Source organism: Negativicoccus succinicivorans (assembly GCF_018372215.1).
Taxonomy (GTDB): domain Bacteria; phylum Bacillota; class Negativicutes; order Veillonellales; family Negativicoccaceae; genus Negativicoccus.
On the sequence record NZ_JAHAJN010000005.1, the window covers coordinates 30,263 to 56,350 of the forward strand.

Consider the following 26,088-nt stretch of genomic DNA (forward strand, 5'->3'; position numbering starts at 1 on the left):
CGCCCTCTCGGTTTTACCGGCAGGTCTTACTTCTAAGCCGCACCATGCTCAAAAACATTTTTGTTTTCTTACGTGGGTCGTTTTGCCTGCGACTGGCCTCGACTTGCAACCACAGACCCGTAAACAGTTTGCCTCATTCTACAAACAGGATTACAAAAAGTCAAGCTAAAAAGATCGTTTCTTCTATATAAAATCGGCATACGAAAATCGAAGATTTTGTCTCGTCCAAACCGAAAAAAAGGGTATAATGAAATAAGGCTTAAAGAAACATACTCTTTACATAAACGAGCAAGGGTGTTTGGCATGTTTACCTTAAATTTAATGCATACGGCGGCAGTGTACCAAAAAGATCGACGCGAATTGGGCCGAGTCATGGAGCCCATGCTTTTTTTGCTGCGCCAAAAAAGCCACCGACTCTACTCGCATTCGATTCAGGTCGCGCATTACTCAGCCAGCATCGCTGCTCAAATGGGTTTACCGGCCACCGAAATTGAAACGATTCAATCGGCCGCCCTGCTGCATGACATCGGCCTTTTGACCTTGCCGACAGTGGCGTTGCACAAGATGCCTTTCTTAACGAGACGCGAACAAGCCCTTTACAAAAAACATCCGGATCTCGGCAGCAATATGCTCGAAACGATTCCGGCTTGCCAGCATATTATTCCTTATATCCGACATCATCATGAGCGCTGGGACGGCACCGGTTTTCCCAAACATCTGCGCGGCGTAAATATTCCTTTGGGCGCCCGCATCATTGCCGTCGCCGATTACTATGAACAAATCACCAATCCCTCGGCGGAAAATTGGGCGAAAACAAAACAGGAAGCGTTGAATGAACTCTTCAGCGCCTCCGGTCTTCTGTTCGATCCGTCGATTGTCCGTGTGTTTATCGACATTTTAAGTTAACGTGCGCCCGACGCGATTACCCAACCGATGATTTGCGCGGCACCGGCGCGGTGCAAAATACGTGCCGCTTCTTCCAGCGTAGCGCCCGTAGTATAGATATCATCCACAAGAATCACCGTACAACTTGTCAATGGAGCTCCTTCCCACCGGAAGGAGTTTTTTATATTGGTATGACGATCCGTACGACTCAATGTGGATTGCGCCGGGGTGTGACGTATTTTGACAAGGTCTTTTGACCACTGCCAACCGCGCTCTCTCGCGAGCGGTGCGAAAATTTCCGCCACCTGATTAAAGCCGCGCTCGGCGTAGCGCTCCCGCGAAAGTGGAATCGGCACGCACAGCGCGTCATCCGGAAACGCATCCGGCCATGGAAAATCACGCAACAAATTCTGAAATGCCAGCGGATCCAAATGCTTGCGGCCGAATTTATAGCGCAGCAAAGCGCTGCGCACGCCGCCGCGATAATCCGTGCAAGCGTAACATCCCGCAAGTTTGCCACGATGACTTCCACCAAGCTGCCGCGGCTGCCATACCTCGTCACGGCAATACCGACACCATTCGCCATGCCGACTGACCGCCGCGTGACATCCGGGGCAACGCGGCGGGTATAAAAAAGACAAAAAATATTGCCAAAAACTAGGCATCGATTTCTCCCGTTAAGCGCGCGCGCAAAAGGCTGGTGCGACCGGCGGTGTGTTGGGTGCGCAAGGCTTTCTTGAACGCCGCCGGCGAACCGACAATATACACATGGGATTTGGCACGGGTCACCGCCGTGTACACAAGATTGCGTTGCAACATGATTTGTTGCGAAGGCAGCAGTACCAGCACTACCGTTTCGTACTCACTCCCCTGACTCTTATGCACAGTCAGTGCATATGCCAGTTGGAGTTCCTGTAACTCACCGCGCTCGTAGGTGGAGTTCTTGATACGAAAATCGACCGCAATATGCTCCTCACCGACTGCATATACCTCGCCCAAATCGCCGTTATAAACGCCTTTTTCGTAATTATTTCTCCGCTGCATGACTTTATCGCCGACCTGCAAACCGCGATTGGATTTTCCCGTGTATCCGTGCGCCTGCCGCTGCAACGCCTGATTTAATGCGTCGACACCGCAGACACCGCGGTACATCGGCGTCAGCACCTGCATGGCAAACTGACGCTCCGGATCCGCGTAACGGAGTGTGCGACAAAGTGACAAAACTTTCTCGAGCGCTTCTTCTTCGGCGCAGTCGATAAAAGTAACGTCATCACGCCACACCGGCATCTGTCCTTGGCGTATGGCCGCGGCGGCCAACGCAATCCCGCTGCCTTCCTCCTGTCGGTAAATATGCTCCAGCCTCACGACCGGCACCGTATCCGATGCGATGATATCGCGCAACACATTTCCCGGACCAACCGGCGGCAACTGATCGACATCACCGACAAAAATGACGCGGGCGTGATCGGGCACCGCCTCCAAAAAATGATACATCAAGCCAACATCCAGCATGGACGCTTCATCGATAATGAATAAATCCCCTTTTAAAGGGTTTTGCGCATCACGCTGAAAAACACTTGCGTCCTCTACCAAACCCGCTTCCAACAATTTGTGTAAAGTGGACGCGTCCTGCTCGGAAGTTTCCGCGAGTCGCTTGGCGGCGCGTCCGGTCGGCGCAGCTAAAACGGTTCGTAAGCGGGCTTGCGAAACAACTGCCAAAAGAGCCCGCACCAATGTCGTTTTGCCCGTACCCGGGCCGCCGGTAATCACGAGCACGCCGGTTTCCAGCGCGGCAAGGATGGCTTGAATTTGCTCGGCGGCCAACGTCACCTCTTCTTTTTCCGCCCATTTTTCCAAAATCATTTCCGCGCCGACTACCGTCAGAGGTTCTACCGTCTGCAGACGCTCAATGTGATGAGCTACACCCGTTTCCGCTTCATACAAAGAAAGATGGTACACGTAGGCTGTATCGTCGACAATCGTCACGGGATAAACGCCATACTCCAAAAGTTCTCCCAACGCTTCGCGGATGCGGTCTTCATCAACTTTTAAAAGACGCGCCGTTTCCCGTGCCAGAGTTGCCAACTTCAAGCAGCTGTGACCGCGTTCGGCTCCCCGCAGAAGTACTTCATTCACACCCGCTTCCACCCGATCCATGGAATCTTGCGGCATTCCCGCATGCATGGCCAGCGCATCGGCACTGCGAAACGGAAATCCTTCCACATCGCGCGCCAGTCGATACGGATCATTTTCCAATACCGTCAGAGCCGATTCCCCGTATTGCTTTTGTAATAGCGCGGCAAATCGTCCGGCCACGCCCGCTTCTTCCAGCGCCAATGTCAGCGCATGCAAGTCGCTTACTTCATGGTATGTCTGCGCAAAATTACGCCAAGTGGTTTCACCGATACCGCGCACTTCCGCTAACCGTTCGGGTGATGTATCCAAAACCGCAAGCGTTTCCTCACCGAAATGATCCACAATTCGTTTGGCAAGCGCGGGACCGATGCCGCGAAACAGACCCGAGCCGAGATAACGAACGATGCCGGCGGTGCTTTGCGGACGCACCCTTCGCAACGCGGCAATGCGCAGCTGTCGTCCGAAGCGCGGATGTTCCCCCCATGTACCGCTGACTTCGACCTCTTCACCGACAAGCGGCGCGCTTACGTTACCGACCAGTGTCCAGCTTTTATACTGCTGAGACGGCCGCATTTTGAACACGCAAAAAGAATCGTCAGCTGCTGCAAAAACAATACTTTCCACGGTACCGGCAAACGTTTCTTCCCACTGGCCGTTCATGACTCCTGCGCCTTTCGACAAATGGTCATGACCGCTTGCAAAAATTCTTCATACGCCTTTTTTTCTATTTGATTTACATCCGCGCTGAGCGCTTGGCGATTTTGCGCCTCACGCTCCGGATCGTAAACGGGCAGACCGTGCTTGCTTTTATAGCGGCCGATCGCCTGCGCCAGCGCGAGCCGTTGTAAAAAAAGCGGCTTGATCTGTGCATCCAGCGCACGAATTTCATTACGCCATTGTTCGAGCTCCGTCATATTCCCTCCTGTCTGTATTATAACCCACAGCAGTATTTTCCCAAGCAAAAAGAGGAATCCGCGGATTCCTCTTTTTACGAATGCAACATTCTGTGTAACACTTCGCCGATCTTGCGAATGCCTTTACGAATGCGCGCTTCGTCCATACTTGAATAGTTCAGTCGGAAATAATTTTTCTGCTTGGTCACCGGGAAAAATCCTTCTCCCGGCGTAAACGCAACATTTTCTTGCAACGCTTGGGTTAACACGTCACGCGCATCACAACCTTTTGGCAGTTCCACCCAAATGAACAAGCCGCCGCGCGGTTCCGTCCACTGCACATTGTCCGGAAAATGCTGCTGCATAGCGGTCAGCATCACATCATGACGTTGCCGATATAAATCCGCATTCGCCGCGACATGACCTTCATAATCCGCTTTCTGCAAAAACGCGGCCACTTGCCGCTGCACCAATGACGAAGTCGAAAGATCCGCCGCCTGTTTTATAAAGTCAGCGCGTTCGATGACTTCCGCAGGTCCCGCTAAATAGCCGATCCGTAAACCGGGTGATAACGTTTTGGAAAATGTTCCCAGAAAAGTAACAAGATGCTTCGTATCCAGCGCTTTTAACGTCGGTAACGCTTCTCCCGAAAAGCGTAATTCACCATACGGATGATCTTCCCACACCGGAATTTCGTATTGATTGACAAGCTCCATGAACTTTTGCCGGCGCTCAAGTGACCAGGTAATGCCGGTCGGATTTTGAAAATCCGGAATTACGTAAATAGCCTTTACTTTTTTTTGCGTGGCGAGAATTTCCGCCAGCGCTTCCGGAATTACACCTTCTTCATCCATCGGCATTTCCACGTACGTCGGCTGCGCCAGATCAAAAGCATTCAGAGCGCCGATGTAAGACGGTCCTTCCACCAACAATACATCGCCGGGATCCAGAAAGACACGAGCTAAAAGATCCAATCCCTGTTGCGAACCGGCTGTAATTAAAATATCGTCCGGCACTACGGTTGCCTGTAAATGATTTTGGAACCAATCGGACAGATATTCACGTAAGGGTAAGTAGCCGCGCGAAGGTCCGTATTGCAAGGCGGCCACACCGTCTTTAGCAAATACTTCCTGCGTGACGGCCGCTAACGTTTCAATCGGAAATGTTTCCGGTGCGGGTAAACCGCCCCCGAATGAAATCACTTCCGGTTGCGCCGTTAATTTGAGCAGCATATCAATATCCGACAGGGCAAAATTCTGCGTTAATCGAGAAAACTTCATGCTCCAACCACTTCTTTTCGCGAGCGGTCATATTCTTCCAACGCCAAGATCGCGTTTCGATACATTTCTTTATCGACCTTGTACGGCATCACGTTCAAATCAAAAGTTTGCAACGCCCGTGTCAGAGCCGGTTCCAATTCATCGACCGTCACATCGATATCGGCAAGACAGGTCGGTAATTGCATGGCGCGGTTAAAGTCATATACTTTCGCCAACTCGTCGTCCGCGCCGTCCATCGCAAGCAACACCAACACTCCGTACGAAACGAGTTCACCATGCATATGGTTGGCTTCCACTTGCGGCAGTTCCACCAAGCCGTACGTAAGCGAATGCGCCACGGCAGTGTTGTAATCCGGTTCCAGAAAAATCGAAGCAAAACCGGTGCTGACAATCACATTGAGGATTGTTTGCCGCAACGCTTCGCTGGTTTTACCCGCCTGCGCGTCCTTATAACCGGTGACAGCCGACTGCATCAACGGCTCGGCACACATGCCGCTGAGCGTCACGCCCACCTGATTGGAATGAAGAATCGAACGATCGCGCGCGGACAGTCGGCTTTCATAATACTTAGCTACCGAATCTCCGATCCCCGCCCAAAGATACTGCGCCGGTGCGGAACCGATAATACGTTCATTAATAAACGTATGAACCGGTGGATGATTGGCGTCATAGGCGCGATCAAAACGATGGTCTTCCAAATAAACGGCCGCGATACTCGTCACGGCCGCGCAGGTCGCCGCAATGGTCGGGAACGTAAAAAACGGTTTTTGCAATTCACCGGCGATGACCTTAACCGTATCAATCGCTTTGCCCCCGCCGACCGCAAACAACATATCCGCGTCGGCAACGGTAGGAATTTCCGCCAGTCGTTCGGCATTGGCAAAAGAACATTCTTTGCCGTACATTCGCCAATCCGTTACCTCCAGTGATGTCTTTTGAAGAGCCGCTTCTAATGCCGGCCGCGCTTTTGCAAGCGCTGTTTCGCCGCCTAAAATGGCGACCGTTTTCCCGTACGTTGCACAAACGGTTTCAATGGCTGCATACGCATCATCTCCGCCGATCGTGAACCCCGGAATATTAACGGTGTACGACTTCATGAAATCCCTCCTTTTTCGATAAACAAAAACCGCCAAGACGGCGGTTTCATAACTTTGCCCGGGTATTGTCACTTATTCTAACAATCTTACCGACACATGTCAATATTTAATTTCTCTGTTAAATTGTGCAGCGCACGATCGGTATCATTATACATTTGCGCAATCAAAGCGGCGACCTCGGAGAATTTTTCTTCCGGACGCAGATACGCAACGAAGAACAGACGGAAGCGTTTTCCGTATAAATTAGCGGAAAAATCGGGAAAATAGGTTTCCACCCGCGTCGGTACATCGGTAAATGTCGGATTGGTACCGACATTGGTAACACCTTTAAGAAGGGTACCGTCGTAACGGGCCACAGTAGCATACACACCGTTGCGCGGTGCGACACGATCTTCATGCAACGCCATATTGGCGGTAGGAAAACCGAGTGTGCGGCCGCGTTGGTCACCGTGCAAAACTACTTCATCAATCGACCAATACCGTCCGAGCAATGTCGCTGCCCGTCCCGGTTCACCCGCCAGTATGGCCGCGCGAATTTCCGAACTGCTGACCACGCCGCCGGCATCTTGCAGTAGCGGTACGGAAATAACTTCCCAGCCGGCGTCTTTGGCATAATTATGTAAGGTCGTAACCGTCCCTTGCGCGTCGGCGCCAAAGCGAAAGTTTTCTCCCACTACCACACCGACGATGTGTTGATTGTTTTGCAGCATGTGCAAAAACTCCGTCGCACTTTGCCGCATCTGCGCAACCGTCGGTTGGAGCCAGATAATTTCATCCACGCCCTGCAGTCGCAGATATTTTTCTTTATCCGCAAGCGTCAATAAATCACCGGCATACGCCTCCGGCGTTAATGCCGCTTTCGGGGTTTTCGTAAACGTCACGGCCACCAGCCGCGCCGTTTCTCGATCCGCGAGTGCGCGGGCGGTGCGAAGGACTTCAATATGCCCGCGATGCACGCCGTCAAAATTGCCGATAGTTAAAACGGTACGGCGCGCCGCCGTTTCATATATCGCTCGTTTCATTCTTCCACCCACACTTTATAAGGCCGTATGCCCCCTTCTGCCGCCGGTTTGCCGAGACCGATGAATTGTCCATCACACCACAGAGCCGTTACATCACTGATCGTACCGCGAATCGTCTGACCGTGGCGAAAGCGTTCCGCAGCTGCAGTCGGCACCCGATATTGCGGCAAATGGCGTATAGCATCCGTCGCAGGACGTAGCGCCGCCTCTTTCGCCGCCCGAATTTCTTCGAGTGTCCACGCATCTTCCAGCGTAAAATTGCCGACCCGCTCCCTCACCAGAAACGACATCGTCAGCGGTATACCCAAGGCCTTACCGAAATCTCTTCCCAATGCGCGGATATACGTTCCCTGCGAGCAAACGATGCGCGCGCGCAAATACGGTAATTGGTAAGAAATGTCCGTAAACTCGTGGATCGTGATTTCACGCGCAGGCAATTCCACCTTCTGATTTTTCCGCGCCAGTTCGTAGGCTTTACGTCCATCCACTTTGATCGCGGAATATTGCGACGGTCGTTGTAAAATCGTCCCGCGAAATGAGGCGGCGGCGGTTTCGAGTTGTTCTGCCGTAAGTTCGGGGATAGCGCTCATTTGTTGTACAATCGTGCCGCTCGTATCTTCCGTATCGGTAGCGATGCCCACCAACCACTCCGCAAGATACACTTTCGGCTCTGTCGGCGCCCATGCCAAAAGCCGCGTCGCTTTGCCCAGAAATACCGGCAAAACGCCCGCGGCCAAAGGATCCAATGTGCCGGAGTGGCCTATTTTACGAATGCCGTAAATTTTTCGCAAAACGTAAATGACATCATGGGATGTCATACCGGCCGGCTTCAGTACATTAATGATTCCCTGCATAAGTCAACGCAGCCTCTGCTTTCGGCAACACTTCGGCGATCGCCGTCGCAAGGTCGGTGTACATGGTGCACCCTGCCGCGCGAATATGTCCGCCGCCGCCGAATTGTGCTGCCAACTTCGATACATCGACACTGTTTTTAGAACGGAAGCTTACATACGTTTTTTGCGGCTCATCATATTTAAATTGCAGTGTGAGTTCCACACCTTCGATGTTGCGAGCCAAATCGAGATAGGTGTCGACATAATGACGACCAGACTCGATAGCCGCTTTATCCATAACGATATAACTCAATCGGTGATCGGCCGCAAATTGCAATGTGGACATGATCGGCCCCAAAATCGTCAACGCTTCTTTCGGCAACGAATCCATGGCCTGCGAAATACGGTCGGGGCGTGCGCCGCGATCTACCAACTCGGCCGCCATTGCAAGCGTTTGCGCCGTCGTATTGCCATAGCGGAAAAAGCCGCAATCGGTAGCAATCGCCATGTAGAGTGCATTCGCCATGGACGGCGTAATATCCCAGCCCCATTGCATAAAGAGACGGGTTAAAATTTCGCCCGTCGCGGCGGCATGCTCGTCGAGATAAAGCATGTCCGCATAATCAGGATTCGAAACGTGATGATCGATATTCACAATCGGCACGTTTTCCGGCCAGGCATAATCGCCGGCGCGTGTCGGCGTGCTTAAATCCATGAACAAAATGTGATCATATTTTTTGTCGGGAATTTCACGGTGTATTTCTTTCGCCAACGGTAAGAACAGATATTTTTCCGCAATGGTGTCGTCGACCAGCATATCAGCCGACACACCACGGGCGCGCAATGCTTCCGTGATCGCCAAAACCGAACCGAGACAATCACCGTCCGGTTTAACGTGGCCGACTACCAGTACCGACTTGACACTCTCCAATGTCTGACGCAATCTGTCTTCACTGATCTTCATCGGCCGCACCTTCCCGTCTGTTTTTCGATTCTTCTTTGTCCTTAATCGACTTCAGTACCCGTTCAATATGATCACCGTAATCAATCGATCGATCTACGGCAAACGTAATTTCCGGGGTATGACGCACTTGCAGCCTTTTACCGAGCTCGGTACGAATAAAGCCGGTGGCATTTTGGAGTGCGGCAAAGGATTTTTCTTTTTCCTCATCGTTGCCGAACAAACTTACGTAGACAGTCGCCTCACGCAAATCACCGGTAACCGCTACTTCCGTAACCGTGACAAATCCGAGTCGGGTGTCTTTCAAGTCACGGAGCAGCATTTGACCAATCTCCTGCTTGATAAATTCCTGCATCTTACGCACGCGTAATTGGGACATTACAAGCACCTCCCTTTAGTCGATCGTTTGTTCAATTTCTTCCTGGGTAAAGGCTTCCAAAACATCGCCTTCTTTGACATCGCGGTAGCTTTCAATCGAAATCCCGCATTCATATCCTTCCGCCACTTCTTTAACGTCATCTTTAAAGCGGCGGAGCGATGCTATGCTTCCTTCATGAATAACGATGCCGTCGCGAATTAAACGCAATTCCGCATTGTTGGTAATCTTGCCTTCCGTAACGTACGAACCGGCGACAATCACCTTCGGCGTCGGAATCACCTGACGCACTTCCGCACGTCCCAAGACAACTTCACGGAACTTCGGTGCCAACATGCCCTGCATTGCCTGCTTGATATCGTCAATCGCATCATAAATGACACGGTAAGTGCGCATATCAACCTGTTCCTGTTCGGCAATTTTACGGATATTGGCATCCGGCCGTACGTTAAAGCCGATGATCAACGCATTCGCCGCGGAAGCCAGCATGATATCCGATTCGGAAATCGCGCCGACGCCGGCGTGCACGACATCAATCCGTACTTCCGGATTTTTAATCCCTTCAAAGGACTGGCGCAGCGCTTCGACCGACCCCTGTACATCCGCTTTGATGACGATATTCAAGTTTTTCAGTTCGCCTTCTTTGATCTGATTGAAAAGATCATCCAGAGTGACTTTCTGCGAACGATTTTGTTCTTCGTATTTCTGTTTGGCAATGCGTTTTTCCGCAATGCTGCGCGCATCCCGTTCATCCATGGCGTACAGCAGTTCACCCGCCGTCGGAACATCGGACAAACCGAGTACTTCGACCGGTGTCGACGGTTCCGCCTTTTTAATAAGATCGCCGCGTTCGTTGTTCATCGCGCGGACACGACCGAATGCCGTACCCGAAACGATACCGTCACCGGTACGCAACGTACCGTTTTGAATCAGAACGGTAACGACCGGACCGCGACCTTTGTCCAGTTCCCCTTCGACGACTACGCCGATCGCGTTACGGTTCGGATTCGCTTTCAGTTCCAACACCTCCGCTACCAGCAAAATATTTTCCAACAGGTCATCAATGCCCTGATGTTTTTTCGCGGATACCGGTACCATGATGGTATCGCCGCCCCAGTCTTCCGGCAACAGCCCGTGTTCCGCCAGCTGCTGTTTGACAAGGTCCGGGTTGGCGGCCGGTTTATCCATTTTATTGATCGCGACAATAATCGGCACTTTCGCCGCTTTCGCGTGGTCAATTGCTTCCAGTGTTTGCGGCATAACACCGTCGTCGGCGGCGACTACGAGAACGGCAATATCCGTCACCTGTGCGCCGCGCGCGCGCATCGCCGTAAACGCTTCGTGTCCAGGCGTATCCAGGAATACTACTTTCTTTCCTTGGTAACGAATCTGATACGCACCGATATGCTGCGTGATACCGCCCGCTTCGCGCGCTGTCACGTGGGTCTTGCGGATCGTGTCCAGAAGCGATGTTTTACCGTGGTCGACGTGTCCCATGATCGTCACTACCGGCGGGCGCGGCAGAAGATCTTCCGGCGCGTCTTCGATTTCCGGAATTTCCGTACCGTCTTCTTCCGGTTCCATCTCGAGCAACGTAATACCATATTCTTCCGCCAACAATTCAACCGCATCACGATCGACTTCCTGGTTGATCGTTGCCATAATGCCGAGCAGCATCAACCGTTTGATGACATCACCGACTTCTTTTTTGAATAATTCGGCAAGTTCTTTTACGGTTACGGACGGCGGCATCGCTACTTCAGTAACGGCCTCCGCATTGTCGTGAGCATGCTCGTTTTTATTTTTGCCTTTGGCGCGTGATTTTTTGATGGATTGCGCCAACAGCGATGTGCCGCGTTCTTTGCCGCGACGATCATTTTTGTTTTGATTCCGACCGCGCTGATTGCGGCGTTGATTACGATTGGCTTTACGCCCGCCGCGATCCTTGCCGGAGCCCTCTTCCAGATTCGCTACCGCATTGTGATCCGCCATATTGCGGCTCGACGATTGCGTGCGTTGCGCCGCTTTATGCGCACGCTTTTCAACCGGTCGGGAAGAACGCTGTCCTTCGTCCGCACGCAGTTTTTCTTCAGGACGTACCGTCGGTTGTGCTTTTTTCTGTGGTGAACGCCGGATATCGGCGCCGCCATGCTGCTGCACATTGACGCTGCGTTCCTGTTTTTTGGCCGATTCCGCACGCTTAACGGCGACCTGCTTCGCAGGCGCCGATTTCGCCGCCTGCTTTGCCGCAACTTTTTGCGGGCGCGGTTGCACTTTCGGCTTTGTTTCCAGCTTACGTCCCTTGCCGTCCACTAAAAACTCTTCTTTCGGCTTGCCCGATTGCTGATCAAACCGCACGGTCCGTGCCGGACGACGCCGACGCGGTTGTTTTGGGGTCGAGGGAGATGCGGCTGCCGCCGATTTGGTCGCTGCGGCTTTGGTTTCCGTCGAACCTGTTGCCGGCTTACCTGCATACACCCGATCCAACAGTTGTTTGGTTTTTTCGTCTACGACACTCAAATGGCTTTTGACTTCCACATTATGCGATTTCAATGTCGAAATGATATCTTTATCTGTCTTGTTATATTGTTTTGCTAATTCCCAGACTCGAAATTTCTGCATATAACTCCTCCTTACTCGTCCAGTCGTTCACGAACGGCCCTTGCCAACCCCCGATCCATGATCAACACAGCGACACGTCGGTTTTTCCCGATCGCATCTCCCAGTTCCGTTGCCGTGGCCGTGAAGCAATAATCGATCTGTTCGCGTTCGGCCAAATGGACCAGCTTTTCACGATTATTACGGGCACAGTCCGCAGCAATGATCAAGAGCTCTCCGTCGCCATTGCGCAACGTTTTAATTAAGGTGTCACTCCCCGAAATCACATTTCCGGAACGCTGAGCAATTCCCAATAGGGATAACGCACGTTCCAAGTTCATGCCAGTTGCTCCTCCAGATCTTTGTACACCTGCTCCGGTACATTGCGTTTCAACGACCGTTCTAAACCGTGCGAAGTATATGCTTTTGCCAAACACTCCGCGCTGGGACAAATGTAGGCGCCGCGTCCGGGCGCTTTGCCGGTAGGATCCAGTTTAATTTCTCCGCTCGCGGGAGCCACGATGCGAACCATATCCCGTTTATCTTTCATCGCGCCGCAACCGACACAACGTCGCAGCGGTAATTTTTTAGTTTTCTTCATCATGCGGGGTCACCTCATCGCCAGGCAACGTTTCTTCGGACTGCGCCGCTCCCATGGTCGCATCCAATTCCGCAAGCAAATCTTCCTCATCGTCATCATAGAAGTCTTCAAAACCGTCTTCCGCGGCTTGGGATTCACTCTTAATATCAATCTTCCAATTTGTCAGTTTGGCCGCCAAGCGTGCGTTTTGACCGGCTTTACCGATCGCCAGCGACAATTGGTAATCCGGAACAATAACATGGGATGTTTTTTCTTCATCCCAGACGCTGACCGAAATGACCTTTGACGGACTGAGTGAGTTGGCGATATACAGCGCCGGATCTTCATCCCAGCGCACGATATCGATCTTTTCGTCATGCAACTCATCCACGATATTTTGCACGCGTTGTCCTTTCGGACCGACGCAGGCACCTACCGGATCGATGTTTCCATCCACGGAGTACACCGATATTTTCGAACGTGAACCCGCTTCGCGAGCCACGGATTTGATTTCCACCGTACCGTCATAAATTTCCGGTACTTCCAGTTCAAAGAGGCGTTTCAACAGTCCCGGATGCGTCCGTGACAAGATGATCTGCGGTCCTTTGGACGTTTTCTTTACTTCCACCACATAACATTTCAATCGATTTTTCGGACGGTACCGTTCGCCGGGGATCTGCTCGGTGGAAGGCAAAATGCCTTCCGTCTTGCCCAAGCTGACGTATACGGTCTTATTGTCAATTCGTTCGATCATGCCGGTCAGGACATCTCCTTCACGGCCGACGAATTCATCGTAGATCACATTGCGTTCCGCTTCTTTCAAACGTTGCGTCATGACTTGTTTTGCGGTCTGCGCCGCCATGCGACCGAAATTTTTCGGCGTCACTTCCTGCTGCACAAGATCGCCCACCGCATATGCCGAGTTTAATGCCTGCGCATCCGTGAGCGAAATTTCCAATTCCGGATCTTCGACGTTTTCCACCACCGTCTTGGTCACAAAAATATGGTACACGCCCGTTTCCCGATCAATCGTCGCCGTCGCTTCGGCATGCGTTCCGGTTTCGCGTTTGTATGCGCTGAGCAATACCGCTTCAAGCGATTCGAATATAACGTCCGCGGGCAAACCTTTTTCCGTTTTCAAGAATTGCACCGCTTGTAATAGTTCCTGATTCATTTCTTCCCCCCTGCTAAAATGACACGTGCAACCGTACCGTCGCTATGTCGGCACGTGGAATTTCTTCTTTTCCCGCTTCGGTTTCCAATTGCAGCGCCGCCTCCGTATAGCCTAAAAGCGTCGCTGTAAATTCTTTATGACCGGCACGGGCACTGTATAATTTCACATCGACTTCGCTACCGGCATAACGATCGAAATCACGGTCTTTTTTTAATACACGGTCAATGCCGGGAGACGATACTTCCAGTAAATAGTTGTTGGCAATAAAATCCGCCTTATCCAGCTCGGTGCTGAGTGCTTCACTCATCGTCTGGCAATCTGTCAGATCCACGCCGCCCTCTTTATCGATGTAGACTCGCAAGATCCAGTCCTGCTCCCGCACATATTCCACATCGACAAGTTCCATTCCGGCCGCTTTCACCAACGGTTCCGCCAATTCTTCTACGCATACTGCGACTTTTTTCTGCGCCATGTTATCCCTCCCTGCAAAGTGTGTAACTGCAAGAAAGAGTGAGCCGCGGCTCACTCCTCCCATAAAAAACCATTAATTATTTATGTCATTATATCATATCGAAAAAAGCAGCGCAAATTTCATCCGTCCAAGGCGGACAAAGTCGCCGCCAAATGCGCCTCGATTTTTTGCGAAAGTTCTTTTACCGTGGCCGCATCAAAATCGTGCACGATACCGGGGACACCTTGATTTCTCGTCTCGGCAAAAAAATCATCACGAAATACATTGTAGAAAAACAGTATCCCCTTCGTATTGGTCGCATCGGCATACGCCAAAATAATATAGGATCCGTTTAAGCCGAGAATCGGCGCCGAAGGCACAATAACGCGACGGTAGCGGCGGTACGCTTCCGGTATGCCATGTTCGCTCTCCCAATCCAAAATACCGGCGTTTTTCACTAATATGGATGCGGTTTCATCGCGACGTACAAAACGATCTGTGACCACTCGCACAAAATCGGCTTGGAGAATCTTCCAAAAATCCGCCGCGCTGTCATATGTAAATCGAATATCCGTCAGCACGATAAGGCCCAAATCATATTTCACCATAAAGTCGGCGGTTTCATCTGCATACAAGCCTAAAATACGCCAGCCGAAAGAAGCTTCTTCATAGCAAAATAAAATATGCCGCTCCCGCTCTTCCGCGGAAAGCTCGCGGCGTTTCCATGAACCAATCGCGGTCGGCAAATCAACCGCATTTTCCATTTCCGCTAATAGATTTTCATATGTCGCACTATCCATGTTATTCGTCCTCATGTTGGTGAAAATAATCCGCGTAAATGGACTGGTAATGTAATACGCTCGTTACAAATTCACGTGTTTCCGGAAACGGAATTTCTTCTACCGCAGGAGCACGTTCGTGCCACCCGTACGTATCCATCCATTCCTCCACATGACCTCGTCCCGCGTTATAGGCCGCCAGGGCAAGTACGGGAGAGTGAAAATGATCATACAGATAACGTAAGTACCATGTCCCGTTGGCAATATTTTCCTCCGGATCGGTAAGGTTTCGTACTTTTGTGTCTCGCTGCTCGGCAATCCAATGAGCCGTCACCGGCATTAGCTGCATCAAACCGATCGCGCCGCGGGGCGAAACCGCATTCGCCTGAAAACGGCTTTCGGTAAAAATCACGGCGGCTACCAGTTCGGGCGGCAAGTCATTTTGCTCCGCATAGGTTTCCACCAGCGACGGGTAGGATACTTTATGAAAATAGTTGTACGCGATGTAGTCGGCTCCATATAAAAAATACCAAACGCCGAATACGAGCATGAAAAGCGACCACCAAGTTCGTTTACGCATGAGTTTCTTCCCGTAAGTCTTTTAATAATCTTTCCAATTGCTGATGCGTGTCCAATAAGCTGCCGCTGTTATCGATGATGACATCGGCAAAATTTTCCCGCAGCTGCGGATCCAGTTGCGCCGCCAGCCGCCGCTTCGCCATTTCTGCCGAAAGGCCGTTGCGCAGACGCAAGCGTTCTATCTGCTGCGCCCGCGTAGCGCGCACCACCCACACCTGATCGACTTTGTTTTGCCAGCCGAGATCGATCAGAAGCGGAATGTCCCACACCATAAACGGCTCACCCGCCGCAGCAAGTCGGTCCGACTCCTGTTCAAACCAATCCAAAATCGCCGGATGCATAATCGCGTTCAGCTTTTTGCGGGCCGCGCTGTCATTAAAAATGACATCCGCTAATTTGGCACGATGCACCTGCTGATCCGGTTGTAAAATTCCCACGCCGAACTCTTCAACTATGGCATCGTAAACCGCATGCCCCGGTCTTACCACCAGGCGAGCGGCCCAATCCGCATCCAGGATCGGTACGTCATGTTGTTGCAGCCAACGACTGACTTCGCTTTTACCGGAAGCAATGCCGCCGGTGAGACCGATTTTCTTCATTTTTATTTTTGACAGTGAGGACAATACACTGTCGTTCTGCCTCCTAAATGAATGCTTTGTAACAGATGTTGACACCGTTTGCAAGGTAAACCTTTGCGCCCGTATACGGCAAGGCGTTGCACATGCAAGCCTCGTTTACCGGCACTGTCGCGGTAATCCCGAAATGACGTGCCGCCGTCCTCGATACTTTCCGTAAAGACCGTTTTGAGTGCTGCCAGTAAGCGCCGCGCTTTCGGTCGTGTCAAACGATCGGCGCGCATTTGCGGTCGCAATCCGGCCAGAAATAATGCTTCATCCGCATAAATATTGCCGACGCCGGCGATGACCCGCTGATCCAACAGCAAGGTTTTAAGCGCCACCTTGCGTCCTCGTGAAGCCGTGTATAAAACAAGCTCCGATGTCTGCGAAGAAAATGGCTCCGGTCCCAATTTCAGCAGCGGCGGATACATGGTAAGATCGGCGCGGCGCAACAGCGTCAGGCCGCCGAACGTGCGCACATCTTTAAAATACAATACAGCCGGCGGCGCGAGCCGGATTTCAACGCGTACATGCGAAATCGAAGCGTCGTGCGTCCGATATAAAAGCGCGCCCGTCATTCGCAAGTGCCCTACGAGCACCAACCGTTCGGTATAGAGCAGCAAGTATTTTCCACGCCGCTTTACCTCGGTAAAACGGGTCCCGATCAGTTCCGGGAGTAAGCCTTGCGGATCCGCAAAGGCTTTGGCGAGATGAACTTTTATCTCTGTAATTTCCTGGCCGGGCAACACTTCGTTCAGCTGGCGACAAATGACTTCCACTTCCGGCAATTCCGGCATTACTTCGCCATCTCCCAATTCGTGCCGTAGTGAATATCTACTACCAGCGGCACCGCCAGTTCCGCGGCGCCGGGCATGTGCATTTCTAAAATTTGCGTAACGATTTCACGCTCTTCTTCGACGACTTCCAATACGAGTTCATCGTGCACCTGCAGCAGCATGCGACTTTTCAGCTGGTTACGAACCAGCGCCCAATACACATTATTCATCGCGCGCTTGATAATATCCGCCGCGGCCCCTTGGATCGGCGTGTTGAGAGCCGTGCGTTCGGCAAAAGAACGCCGATTGAAATTGCGGCTGTGAATATCCGGTAAGACGCGAAAACGACCGTACATCGTTTCTGCGCGCCCCGATTCTTTCGCCGCTGCAATCGAATCCGCCATGTATTGGCGAACCTTGGGATAGCGCTCGAGATATTTTTCAATATACGCGCCCGCCTCTTCGCGGCTGATGCCGAGATCGCGCGCCAAACCGTAATCGCTAATGCCGTAAATGATTCCGAAGTTGACCGCCTTGGCATGTGAACGTTCCTCCGCCGTTACATCTTTCGGATCTTTATGCAACACTTCCGCGGCGGTGCGACGGTGGATATCCTCTTGATGTAAGAAGGCTTCCCGCAGTTTTTCATCCCCGGAAAGATGCGCGAGAATACGCAATTCAATTTGTGAATAGTCGGCCGACATGAAGCCACTAACCCCTTCGCCCGGCACAAAGAGCGAACGAATCCGACGACCTTCCTCCGTGCGCACGGGAATATTTTGCAAGTTCGGGTCGGAACTGCTGAGCCGTCCCGTTGCCGTGACGGTTTGATTAAAGGTCGTATGCACCCGCTCGGTCTCCGGATCCACCAGTTCCGCGATCCCGTCAAGATATGTTGAAATCAATTTAGTGATCGTGCGATAGTTGAGTACTTTCGACACAATCGGGTGTTTCTTAAGCAAGCCGTTCAAAACTTCGGCGTCTGTCGAATAACCGGTTTTCGTTTTGCGTCCCGGCGGTAACTCCAGTTTGGTAAATAAAACATTCGACAATTGTTGCGGACTTAAAATATTAAATGTTTCCCCGGCCAATTCATAAATCTCAGCGGCTAGAGTTTCCGCCTGCGCAGTAAATTCTTTTTTTAACGCGACCAGTTTTTTCTGATCAATCGCGATCCCCGTACATTCCATTGCCGCCAACACTTGCGTCAACGGCATCTCAAACATCATATAGAGATCCCATGCGCCGTTCGCTTTCAATTCCGCCGTAAGCGGCTCTACCAGTTGTGCAAACATTTGAGCGCGGGCCGCCAGCATTTTTCCCCCGTCCTCATACGGATACGGCGCCGGTACGTGGTAGGCATCCGCTAAGTAAGTGACGGGATACGAGGTGCGCGTCGGGTTTAATACGTACGCGGCCAATGTGACGTCAAATAATTCTGCGACCGAAGTAAAAATGCCCGCCGCCTGGTACAGCAACTTAGCGTGGTCGGTAATAATCTGCGCTTCGCCGCCGAGAAGGATGCGGAGCGCTTCCGTGGCGGATTCCTCCTGCCAATAGTAGAGCGTATCATCTGCCAGCGCCGCGAGTTCTTTCAATACAAGATGCGGAATTTTACCCGCGGTTGTCACGCTGACCGCCACGCGATCCGCATCTTGCAACACGCTCGGTTTCGCATCGGTAACGACATTCATGTCGGCAGGTTCTTCCTGCAACGGTTGCGCAAAAAGGCCTTCGTCGCCGGTGATAATATGCGCTGCCTGCATTTTTTCGAGCATGCTGCGAAAACCGAGTCGCTCAAACAGCGTACGAGCTTCATCGACACGCCCCTGCGGTTCCATCTCGGATAGGTCGGTCGAAATCTCCACATCCGTTTTAATCGTCGCAAGTTCGCGAGAAATGTAGGCGATGTCTTTATTTTCCGTCAATCGTTCGACCAGTTTTTTGCCGCTGACCTCGTCCAAACGGGCAAAAATTTCATCGAGCGTCGGAAATTGCCGTAACAATTTCGAAGCCGTTTTCGGACCGATACCAGCGACGCCCGGAATATTATCGGAGGTATCGCCCATGAGCGCTTTCCAGTCGACGATTTGCTCGGTCGTGACGCCCGTGCTTTCCAACACCGTCTCCGGCGTCATCGCTTCCAACTGCGTCACGCCCCGTTTCGTCAGGTACACGGTAGTGGCATCGTCGACCAGCTGCAATGTATCGCGATCTCCGGTGATAATAGCGACATCGCATTCGTCGCGGTAGCGTTTACTGAGCGTGCCGATCAGATCGTCACCCTCGTAGCCTTCTTTTTCGTATTGCGCGATCCCGAGTGTCTGCAGCACTTCCCGGATCAGACCGAACTGCGGTGCAAGATCATCGGGGGCATCCGGTCGATTTCCCTTATAGTCCGCATACAGCTCATTGCGAAACGTCACTCTTCCTTTATCAAATGCCACCGCTAAGTAAGTCGGCTTAAGATCCTCAAATACTTTGGCCAACATCAGTAAAAAACCGTATACCGCATTCGTCGGATTTCCCTGCGGATCGGTTAACGCCGGTAGCGCAAAGAACGCGCGATACAGTAAACTGTTACCGTCAATTAAGACAAGGCGAGGTTTGCTCATAGATTCCTCCCATTATGCTATACTATATTCAAATACATGTCATTATACCATATTTGCAACCGCGAACCGTGTTTTGCGACTTTGTCACATGTCAGCACATCGATGCGAAAAATACCGCAAACAAAGGCTTTTCATATTATAATAGAGTTATGCCGATGAAATGGATAGTGACGGATGCCCTGGCGGGTAAGACCGTCAGTCAGCAATTACGTTTATTGGGTATCTCCCAACGCGAACGACGACGCTTACGCAGAGAAGCAACGGTCTTTTGCAACGGGGGACGTGTCGATTTCCACACACTTCCTCCGTGCGCCGCGGAAATCTCGCTGGAGTGGCCCGTTCCCGCGCGACCGCCGGCCTGGCATATACCGTTGGATATTCGCTATGAAGATGCGCAATATATCGTCGTCAATAAACCCGCGGGCATGTTGGTTCACGCGACGGCAAAGGAGCGTGAAAAGACCTTTCTGCATGCGCTTTCCGCGTATTTCGAACGGCATGATACGGATGCATATCCGCATCTCGTACAACGTTTGGACAAAAATACTTCAGGATTGGTTCTTGTGGCAAAATCGCCACAGGCGCAGCATGCGCTCAACCGCAACCACTTGGCGTCGGTCGAGCGTACCTATAGGGCGTTAGTGCCCGGGCGATTCTTTACACCGTACGCCGAAATTGCCTGGCCGATTGCCCGCCGTAAGGACAGTATCATTTTACGTGAAGTGAATCTGACGGCAGGCAAACCCGCCGTTACCTATGTCACACGCTTAGCTGCGAATCAACAACTTTCCTACCTCGGTATCCGTCTGAAAACCGGACGAACGCATCAAATTCGGGTGCACCTCGCCCATCTCGGCTACCCGCTGCTGGGAGATGATTTGTACGGAGGATCCCGAGATATTCTTGCGCGGCAAGCCTTACATGCCGCTACCCTTACTTTCATGCAGCCATATACCGGCCAAACGGTTCGCGTCAGCGCGCCGCTTGCACCGGATATGAACGCCGTTCTTGAACGGCATTTATCTCATTATTTCCGTTAGCCTTAAGGAGGTTATCTCATGCCGCTTGTCAGCTCTACTGAAATGTTTAAAAAAGCGTATGAAGGGAAATACGCGATCGGCGCATTCAATGTCAACAATATGGAGATCATCCAGGGCATTGTCGATGCCGCGAAAGAAGAACAGTCACCGTTAATTTTGCAGGTTTCCGCCGGCGCCCGTAAATATGCCCGTCATATTTACCTTGTCAAATTGGTGGAGGCCGCTGTCAGTGATACGGGCCTGCCGATCTGTCTGCACTTGGATCACGGCGAAGATTTTGAAATTTGTAAAGCCTGCGTCGATGGCGGTTTTAATTCCGTCATGATCGACGGCTCCAAACATCCCTTTGAAGAAAATATCGCGTTGACCAAAAAGGTCGTTGAATACGCGCATTCGAAAGGCGTTGTCGTCGAAGCGGAGCTCGGGCGCTTGGCCGGTGTCGAAGACGACATCTCCGTATCCGCGCGTGACGCCCGGTTCACCGATCCGGATCAGGCTGTAGAATTTGTCGAACGCACCGGTTGCGACTCGCTCGCGATTGCGATCGGCACCAGCCACGGCGCGTACAAATTCAAAGGCGAACCGTATCTTGATTTTGAACGTCTGCAACACATTTCTGAACTGATGCCCGGATATCCGATCGTTTTGCACGGCGCTTCCACCGTCATTCCCGAATTTGTCGAGAAGTGTAATGAATACGGCGGCGACGTCGCCGGTGCACGCGGTGTGCCGGAAGAAATGCTGCGTAAAGCCGGTACCATGGGCGTTTGCAAGATTAATATCGATACCGATTTGCGCTTAGCGATGACGGCTTCGATTCGTGAACACTTGCAAAATCATCCGGCTGATTTTGACCCCCGTACATACTTGGGCGCCGGTCGTGCCGCCATTAAAGGCATGGTACAACATAAAATCAAACACGTACTTAACAGTTCGAACCGCATTTAAACAAAAAAAGAGAGCCGAAAGGCTCTCTTTTTTATTGTCATTGTGCCAGTGCTTTTTCGATATCGGTATAAGTTAAAACGCCATCGGCAATGATCTCGCCGTCTTTTTCGAGTGTGGGGACATACTCCAACGCAATCTCCATACAATGCCGATCATGCTCTTTCAAGGTGTCAGCATATTGCTCTCCCACCAACACTTCGGCAGCGCCGCTCAATCCTACTTCCTCCGCCCACTTTGCGAGCGTTGCGCGGTCGCTCATGTCGCCCTCTTCCTGGTACGCGCCCGTGTAAACACGGTCGACCCAGGCATCGGCTTTACCCTGCTCCTGCGCGAGTTCCAATACACGCAAGGCGTCAAAGCTCGACGCATCCCATCTGGCAGTCGTCGCATTAATGCCGGCCTCTTTACCGAGTTCAGCAAACTGTTCGCGCGCGCGTTCGCCGGCATATTTTTCTTTGGCTTTACGGTTACGCCATTCAGGATGAATTTCCCAGCCGTACCACTCCAGGCAGATATCTTTTTGCTCCTGTAATTTTCGTAAACTGCCCCAAGCATGGTAGCAGTACGGGCAAACGAAATCGAAATAAACACGAATTTTGGACATTACTATTCCTCCTTTGTGTTCCTGTTTTCATTATATCGCAAAAATGAACATGGTATAATATACGCAAAAGGGGGGGGTATAGATATGCTTTTTATTTATTATCCGAAATGCAGTACCTGCCGACGCGCCAAAGCCTGGTTGGACGATAACAATATCCGTTATGAAGAAAGACTGATCGTGGAAGATCCGCCGACCGCAAAAGATCTTCTCCGCTGGAGTAAAAAAACCAATCAGCCGCTGACAAAATTTGCCAATACGAGCGGTCAATTATATCGGTCAAGCGGCTTGGCCAAACGCCGTCTGACACTTTCCGATGAAGAGTTTGCCAAAGAGCTGTCCCGTGACGGCATGCTGATCAAGCGGCCCCTCTTGGTGATTGATGATGACCATATTCTAACCGGTTTTCGCCAAACGGAATGGGAAGCCGCGTTACTTAAATAGGAGGACTATATGGAGTTTAAAGAAGCGCTTGCCCTGCGTCAATCTACCCGAAATTACCGGACGAATCCCGTAGCTGCCGACGCTTTAGAGAATATTGTGCACGCCGGTGTCACAGCGCCGATTTCGTTGAGTCGTTATGAATCCTATCATTTGACTGTCATCACGGCCGAAGGTGTGTTGAAAAAGCTCGAGGAAGAATGGTTAGAACGCGGCAATACAGGCAATCCGATTTATGATGCCCCGGCACTGATCGTTGTTTTCGCTGATGAAAAAGTGACCTCCGGTTTGCGTAATGCCGATACGGGTTGTATCGTTACCCAAATGCATCTGGCCGCCACTGCGCTCGGTTTAGGGTCCTGCTACATTTGCGGTGCCATCCAGCAACTCGGCAAAGATGCCCGTTATCTCAACGGAGCACGTGTACCGGCCAATTTCGTGCCCATGGGAGCGCTTGCCATCGGCGAACCGATGAGACCACTCAAAGCTCGTCATAAAGAAAGTAAAATGACGGTCGATCGTTTATAAATAAAAAGAGCTGCGCTTTGCGCAGCTCTTTTTATTTCGATAATTTTTGTTTGCGTGCCCCAGTAGCGGCGGAACAGCACGAGCAACCTGTCATTTTTTTGTCACCGGTGCACCCCGGGCAATTTGTGCAGGAATTTTCTTCGTGCAGACCGTGCCAAAAATGCCATGTCAGGTAGACAAATGCCGCCAGCACTGCCACCCCTATAAAAACAGTTTGCATATTCTCACCTCAAAATCCGAGCATCCGACCGCCTTGATAAACCACAAAGGAGCACACCCAGGCAAGCGACGTACAATACATAAAGACAAATGCCGGCCAACGAAACGAGTCAGTTTCCCGACGCATCACAGCGAGTACGGCCAGACACGGACAGTATAACAAAACAAAGACCATCAGACTGAGCGCAATCAACGGATCAAACGCGGGATCCGCGGCAAGACGTTCCATCAAACCGCTGCTGTCATCCGGATCGGCTTGCATGCTGTAGATCGTGCCGAGCGAACTTACCAACACTTCTTTCGCCGTTAAAGCAGCTACCAGCGAAACGCCGATTTTCCAATTAAAGCCGAGCGGTTGCAAGACAGGTTCGATCATGTGTCCGAATTGTCCTGCATAGCTGTGAGCAAGTTGATCGGCACTTTCCGCACGATCAATCGCCGCCATTTCTTCTTCGTGATCTTTCGTTAAGGCAAAATATTCCAACGCATACGGGTAGTATTGCGGCTGTGTCTCGGCCACCGATTGCAACGCCACCGGAAATTCCCGACCATATGCGGTAAACGACTTGGCAAGCGTTTCTTCTTCGGCGGCGTTTCCTTCTTCTTGCGCCGCGGCCAGCGCTTCCTCATTTTGCGTCTGCAAGGTTTCCAACGTTGCCACCGCTTGGAAAAGTGCCGGATTCTCATTGATTTCGTTAATGGCAAACGGCGCAAGCACTGCTTCCGCTTGGGTTTGATATTCCTGTGTCGCGGCGGCACGCAACGCGTCATAATCCTGATCAAGCGGGACATTTTGCGGATATACGGTAATAAACCAAACAACCACAGAAGCCGCCAAAATAAACGTGCCTGCTTTTTTAAAGTATAGCACCGCTCGTTCCCACATGTGAAGCAAAACACCCTTTAGCGTCGGAACGTGGTACTCCGGCATTTCCATAACGAACGGTTCCCTTTCTCCCGGGAATAAAAATTTACGGAAAGCCAGCGCCAGCACAATCGCCAGCACGATGCCCAGCATGTAAATGCCGAAAAGCACTGTCCCCGCCCACTTCGCGGTAAAGAAAGCACCGATCAACAGCGTATATACCGGCAAACGCGCGCCGCAACTCATCATCGGCGCGACCAACATCGTCACCATACGATCCCGCGGATTATCCAGCGAACGTGTGCCCATGACGGCCGGCACTGTACAACCGAAACCCAGCAGCAACATAATAAACGACTTGCCGTGCAAACCTACCGCATGCATCATGCGATCTAAAATAAACGCGGCACGCGCCATGTAACCGCTATCTTCCAAAAGCGCAATGCCAGCGAATAAAATTAAAATCAAAGGCAAGAAACTCAAAACCGCGCCGACGCCGCCAACAATTCCGTCCACAACAAGCGATTGGATGGCTCCTTCCGGCAAAACGGTGGTAAGCCAAGTGCCGAAGTCTGTAATCACTCCATCGAGCCATTCCTGCGGATACGCCCCCAATGTGAATACCGCGTTAAACAGCAGCCACATCATACCCGCAAAAATAAGCGGTCCGAAAAAGCGATGCGTCAATACTTTATCGATTTTATCCGAACGTGTTTCATGTAATGTGGGGTCTACCGTTACCGCCTGTTGAAATATCTGTACTGCAAATTGGTGGCGCTTTTCCGCAAAAATAAATTCTGCGTCAATTTCTTTCGGTAATGAATTTCGTAAACAATGCGCCAAGTTGAGTACGTCTTCCATACCGCCGCGTTGTTGCAACGCTTCTTGTACTTCCTGATCATTTTCCAACAGCTTAATCGCCAGCCAGCGTATCGGATACTGAATATCCGTCTGGGCTTGGATCGCTGTTGTCATGGTAGTGATCAAATGTTCCAGCGTCGGACCGTAGTCGATCTTAATCTGCGGCGCCTTGCCTTCCTTGGCAACACGCGCCACATCTTCCAGCAACGCAACGGTTCCGACGTTGCGGCTGCCTACCGTTTGTACGACAGTGATGCCCAATGCGTCACTTAATTTTCGTAAATCGATATGGATGCCCATCTGGTCTGCCACGTCGACCATGTTCAACGCAATCACGACCGGCTGTCCCAACTCGACAAGCTGTGCGGTCAAGTACAGGTTACGCTCCAGGTTGGAAGCATCCTGGACATTGACGATCACATCGGGACGTTCGTTAATAATGGTGTTACGAGCTACCACTTCGTCCAAAGAACGGGCGGTCAAACTGTACGTGCCCGGCAAATCCAAAAACAGCATGTCAATGCCTGCAAAACGTTTATGGCCCTCTTTGCGTTCCACCGTGACACCGGGATAGTTGCCCACATGTTGACGCGCCCCGGTGAGATTATTGAAAACCGTCGTTTTGCCGCAGTTTGGATTGCCCGCCAACGCAATTTTAATCGCTTTCATCTTGTTCCTCCTGCGTCTTTACGTAAATCATCTCGGCTTCTGCCTTGCGTAAAGATAAGTTAAAACCTTTGACTTTAATTTCGATCGGATCGCCCAGGGGTGCCTCTTTCATCACCGTTGCCCGAGCCCCTCGTACAACTCCCATATCAATCAATCGATGCTGCACATTACCGCGCCCCTCGACACGTGTAATCTCGCCCGTTTCTCCCGGGCGCAACTGCGCTAATGTCCGCTCCGCCATTATGGTGGACCTCCTCGTTTTAT

General features: G+C 51.5%; 27 protein-coding genes. 5 read left to right on the forward strand and 22 right to left on the reverse strand.

All coding sequences use genetic code 11. From position 1 onward, the window contains the following. Positions 1-303 precede the first annotated feature (303 nt). Positions 304-906: an HD-GYP domain-containing protein gene (locus tag KIB08_RS03825; protein WP_303989835.1), complete on the forward strand. Its 603-nt coding sequence runs from the start codon at positions 304-306 to the stop codon at positions 904-906. Here KIB08_RS03825 and KIB08_RS03830 read toward each other — a convergent pair. The 19 genes from KIB08_RS03830 to polA all read right to left on the reverse strand — a co-directional run bounded on the left by KIB08_RS03830 (position 903) and on the right by polA (position 19,652). Further along, on the reverse strand, positions 903-1,550 hold the full coding sequence (locus KIB08_RS03830) for a ComF family protein (RefSeq protein ID WP_303989838.1): 648 nt from the start codon (positions 1,548-1,550) through the stop codon (positions 903-905). The two genes, KIB08_RS03825 and KIB08_RS03830, sit on opposite strands and share 4 nt — an antisense overlap. Then, positions 1,543-3,681 carry an SF1B family DNA helicase RecD2 gene (gene recD2 / locus KIB08_RS03835; protein WP_303989841.1) on the reverse strand — a complete coding sequence of 713 codons (2,139 nt, stop codon included), beginning with the start codon at positions 3,679-3,681 and terminating at the stop codon, positions 1,543-1,545. Before recD2 ends, KIB08_RS03830 begins: the two co-directional genes overlap by 8 nt. Continuing rightward, on the reverse strand, positions 3,678-3,935 hold the full coding sequence (locus KIB08_RS03840) for a chorismate mutase (protein WP_075938935.1): 258 nt from the start codon (positions 3,933-3,935) through the stop codon (positions 3,678-3,680). The genes recD2 and KIB08_RS03840 overlap by 4 nt, the downstream gene beginning before the upstream one ends. Positions 3,936-4,009: 74 nt before the next feature. Next, on the reverse strand, positions 4,010-5,194 hold the full coding sequence (locus KIB08_RS03845; protein WP_303989846.1) for a PLP-dependent aminotransferase family protein: 1,185 nt from the start codon (positions 5,192-5,194) through the stop codon (positions 4,010-4,012). Next, positions 5,191-6,291, reverse strand: a complete 1,101-nt coding sequence (locus KIB08_RS03850; protein ID WP_303989848.1) for an iron-containing alcohol dehydrogenase family protein — start codon at positions 6,289-6,291, stop codon at positions 5,191-5,193. The genes KIB08_RS03845 and KIB08_RS03850 overlap by 4 nt, the downstream gene beginning before the upstream one ends. An 86-nt stretch (positions 6,292-6,377) precedes the next feature. After that, positions 6,378-7,313: a riboflavin biosynthesis protein RibF gene (ribF, locus tag KIB08_RS03855; protein WP_303989850.1), complete on the reverse strand. Its 936-nt coding sequence runs from the start codon at positions 7,311-7,313 to the stop codon at positions 6,378-6,380. After that, positions 7,310-8,167, reverse strand: coding sequence for a tRNA pseudouridine(55) synthase TruB (gene truB, locus KIB08_RS03860; protein ID WP_303989853.1), 858 nt, complete (start codon positions 8,165-8,167; stop codon positions 7,310-7,312). Before truB ends, ribF begins: the two co-directional genes overlap by 4 nt. After that, the gene (locus tag KIB08_RS03865; RefSeq protein WP_303989856.1) at positions 8,151-9,110 is read right to left on the reverse strand and encodes a DHH family phosphoesterase; all 960 of its coding nucleotides are present in this window, start codon (positions 9,108-9,110) and stop codon (positions 8,151-8,153) included. The genes truB and KIB08_RS03865 overlap by 17 nt, the downstream gene beginning before the upstream one ends. Next, positions 9,097-9,486: a 30S ribosome-binding factor RbfA gene (rbfA, locus tag KIB08_RS03870; protein WP_303989859.1), complete on the reverse strand. Its 390-nt coding sequence runs from the start codon at positions 9,484-9,486 to the stop codon at positions 9,097-9,099. Before rbfA ends, KIB08_RS03865 begins: the two co-directional genes overlap by 14 nt. Before the next feature lie 15 nt (positions 9,487-9,501). After that, complete coding sequence (gene infB / locus KIB08_RS03875) at positions 9,502-12,105, reverse strand: translation initiation factor IF-2 (protein WP_303989863.1); 2,604 nt, start codon at positions 12,103-12,105, stop codon at positions 9,502-9,504. Positions 12,106-12,116: 11 nt separating this feature from the next. Then, a complete protein-coding gene (locus KIB08_RS03880) occupies positions 12,117-12,422 on the reverse strand; it encodes a L7Ae/L30e/S12e/Gadd45 family ribosomal protein (RefSeq protein WP_303989865.1) in 306 nt (101 codons plus the stop codon). Then, positions 12,419-12,685: an RNase P modulator RnpM gene (gene rnpM / locus KIB08_RS03885; RefSeq protein WP_303989867.1), complete on the reverse strand. Its 267-nt coding sequence runs from the start codon at positions 12,683-12,685 to the stop codon at positions 12,419-12,421. The genes KIB08_RS03880 and rnpM overlap by 4 nt, the downstream gene beginning before the upstream one ends. Beyond that, entirely contained in the window at positions 12,669-13,835 is a 1,167-nt protein-coding gene (nusA, locus tag KIB08_RS03890; protein WP_303989870.1) for a transcription termination factor NusA, read from the reverse strand. Before nusA ends, rnpM begins: the two co-directional genes overlap by 17 nt. A gap of 13 nt (positions 13,836-13,848) precedes the next feature. Beyond that, positions 13,849-14,307, reverse strand: a complete 459-nt coding sequence (gene rimP, locus KIB08_RS03895) for a ribosome maturation factor RimP (protein WP_303989873.1) — start codon at positions 14,305-14,307, stop codon at positions 13,849-13,851. Between the two features lie 119 nt (positions 14,308-14,426). Continuing rightward, the gene (locus KIB08_RS03900; RefSeq protein WP_303989876.1) at positions 14,427-15,086 is read right to left on the reverse strand and encodes a hypothetical protein; all 660 of its coding nucleotides are present in this window, start codon (positions 15,084-15,086) and stop codon (positions 14,427-14,429) included. A 1-nt stretch (position 15,087) separates the two neighbouring features. Then, complete coding sequence (locus KIB08_RS03905) at positions 15,088-15,645, reverse strand: lytic transglycosylase domain-containing protein (RefSeq protein WP_303989879.1); 558 nt, start codon at positions 15,643-15,645, stop codon at positions 15,088-15,090. Then, positions 15,638-16,243, reverse strand: a complete 606-nt coding sequence (gene coaE, locus KIB08_RS03910) for a dephospho-CoA kinase (RefSeq protein ID WP_303989882.1) — start codon at positions 16,241-16,243, stop codon at positions 15,638-15,640. Before coaE ends, KIB08_RS03905 begins: the two co-directional genes overlap by 8 nt. Before the next feature lie 2 nt (positions 16,244-16,245). Continuing rightward, on the reverse strand, positions 16,246-17,058 hold the full coding sequence (gene mutM, locus KIB08_RS03915) for a bifunctional DNA-formamidopyrimidine glycosylase/DNA-(apurinic or apyrimidinic site) lyase (protein WP_303989886.1): 813 nt from the start codon (positions 17,056-17,058) through the stop codon (positions 16,246-16,248). Further along, entirely contained in the window at positions 17,058-19,652 is a 2,595-nt protein-coding gene (gene polA, locus KIB08_RS03920) for a DNA polymerase I (RefSeq protein ID WP_303989889.1), read from the reverse strand. The genes mutM and polA overlap by 1 nt, the downstream gene beginning before the upstream one ends. Positions 19,653-19,807: 155 nt before the next feature. On the opposite strand from polA, the gene KIB08_RS03925 reads away from it, so the two are divergent. Together KIB08_RS03925 and fba are read left to right on the forward strand one after the other, a co-directional pair. Next, a complete protein-coding gene (locus KIB08_RS03925; RefSeq protein WP_024048541.1) occupies positions 19,808-20,692 on the forward strand; it encodes an RluA family pseudouridine synthase in 885 nt (294 codons plus the stop codon). Positions 20,693-20,710: 18 nt separating this feature from the next. Beyond that, positions 20,711-21,640, forward strand: coding sequence for a class II fructose-1,6-bisphosphate aldolase (fba, locus tag KIB08_RS03930; protein WP_024048540.1), 930 nt, complete (start codon positions 20,711-20,713; stop codon positions 21,638-21,640). A gap of 37 nt (positions 21,641-21,677) precedes the next feature. Here the strand turns inward: fba and KIB08_RS03935 are convergent, their stop codons facing one another. Next, positions 21,678-22,244 carry a DsbA family oxidoreductase gene (locus KIB08_RS03935; RefSeq protein ID WP_024048539.1) on the reverse strand — a complete coding sequence of 189 codons (567 nt, stop codon included), beginning with the start codon at positions 22,242-22,244 and terminating at the stop codon, positions 21,678-21,680. Positions 22,245-22,328: 84 nt separating this feature from the next. Here KIB08_RS03935 and KIB08_RS03940 point away from each other — a divergent pair, with 84 nt between their 5' ends. Further along, positions 22,329-22,685 (forward strand): arsenate reductase family protein, encoded by a 357-nt coding sequence (locus tag KIB08_RS03940; RefSeq protein ID WP_024048538.1) that lies wholly within the window; start codon positions 22,329-22,331, stop codon positions 22,683-22,685. A 9-nt stretch (positions 22,686-22,694) separates the two neighbouring features. Beyond that, positions 22,695-23,210: a nitroreductase family protein gene (locus tag KIB08_RS03945; RefSeq protein ID WP_024048537.1), complete on the forward strand. Its 516-nt coding sequence runs from the start codon at positions 22,695-22,697 to the stop codon at positions 23,208-23,210. A gap of 229 nt (positions 23,211-23,439) precedes the next feature. Here the strand turns inward: KIB08_RS03945 and feoB are convergent, their stop codons facing one another. Next, entirely contained in the window at positions 23,440-25,824 is a 2,385-nt protein-coding gene (gene feoB / locus KIB08_RS03950; RefSeq protein WP_024048535.1) for a ferrous iron transport protein B, read from the reverse strand. Further along, positions 25,811-26,065: a FeoA family protein gene (locus KIB08_RS03955; protein ID WP_024048534.1), complete on the reverse strand. Its 255-nt coding sequence runs from the start codon at positions 26,063-26,065 to the stop codon at positions 25,811-25,813. Before KIB08_RS03955 ends, feoB begins: the two co-directional genes overlap by 14 nt. Positions 26,066-26,088: the final 23 nt, after the last annotated feature.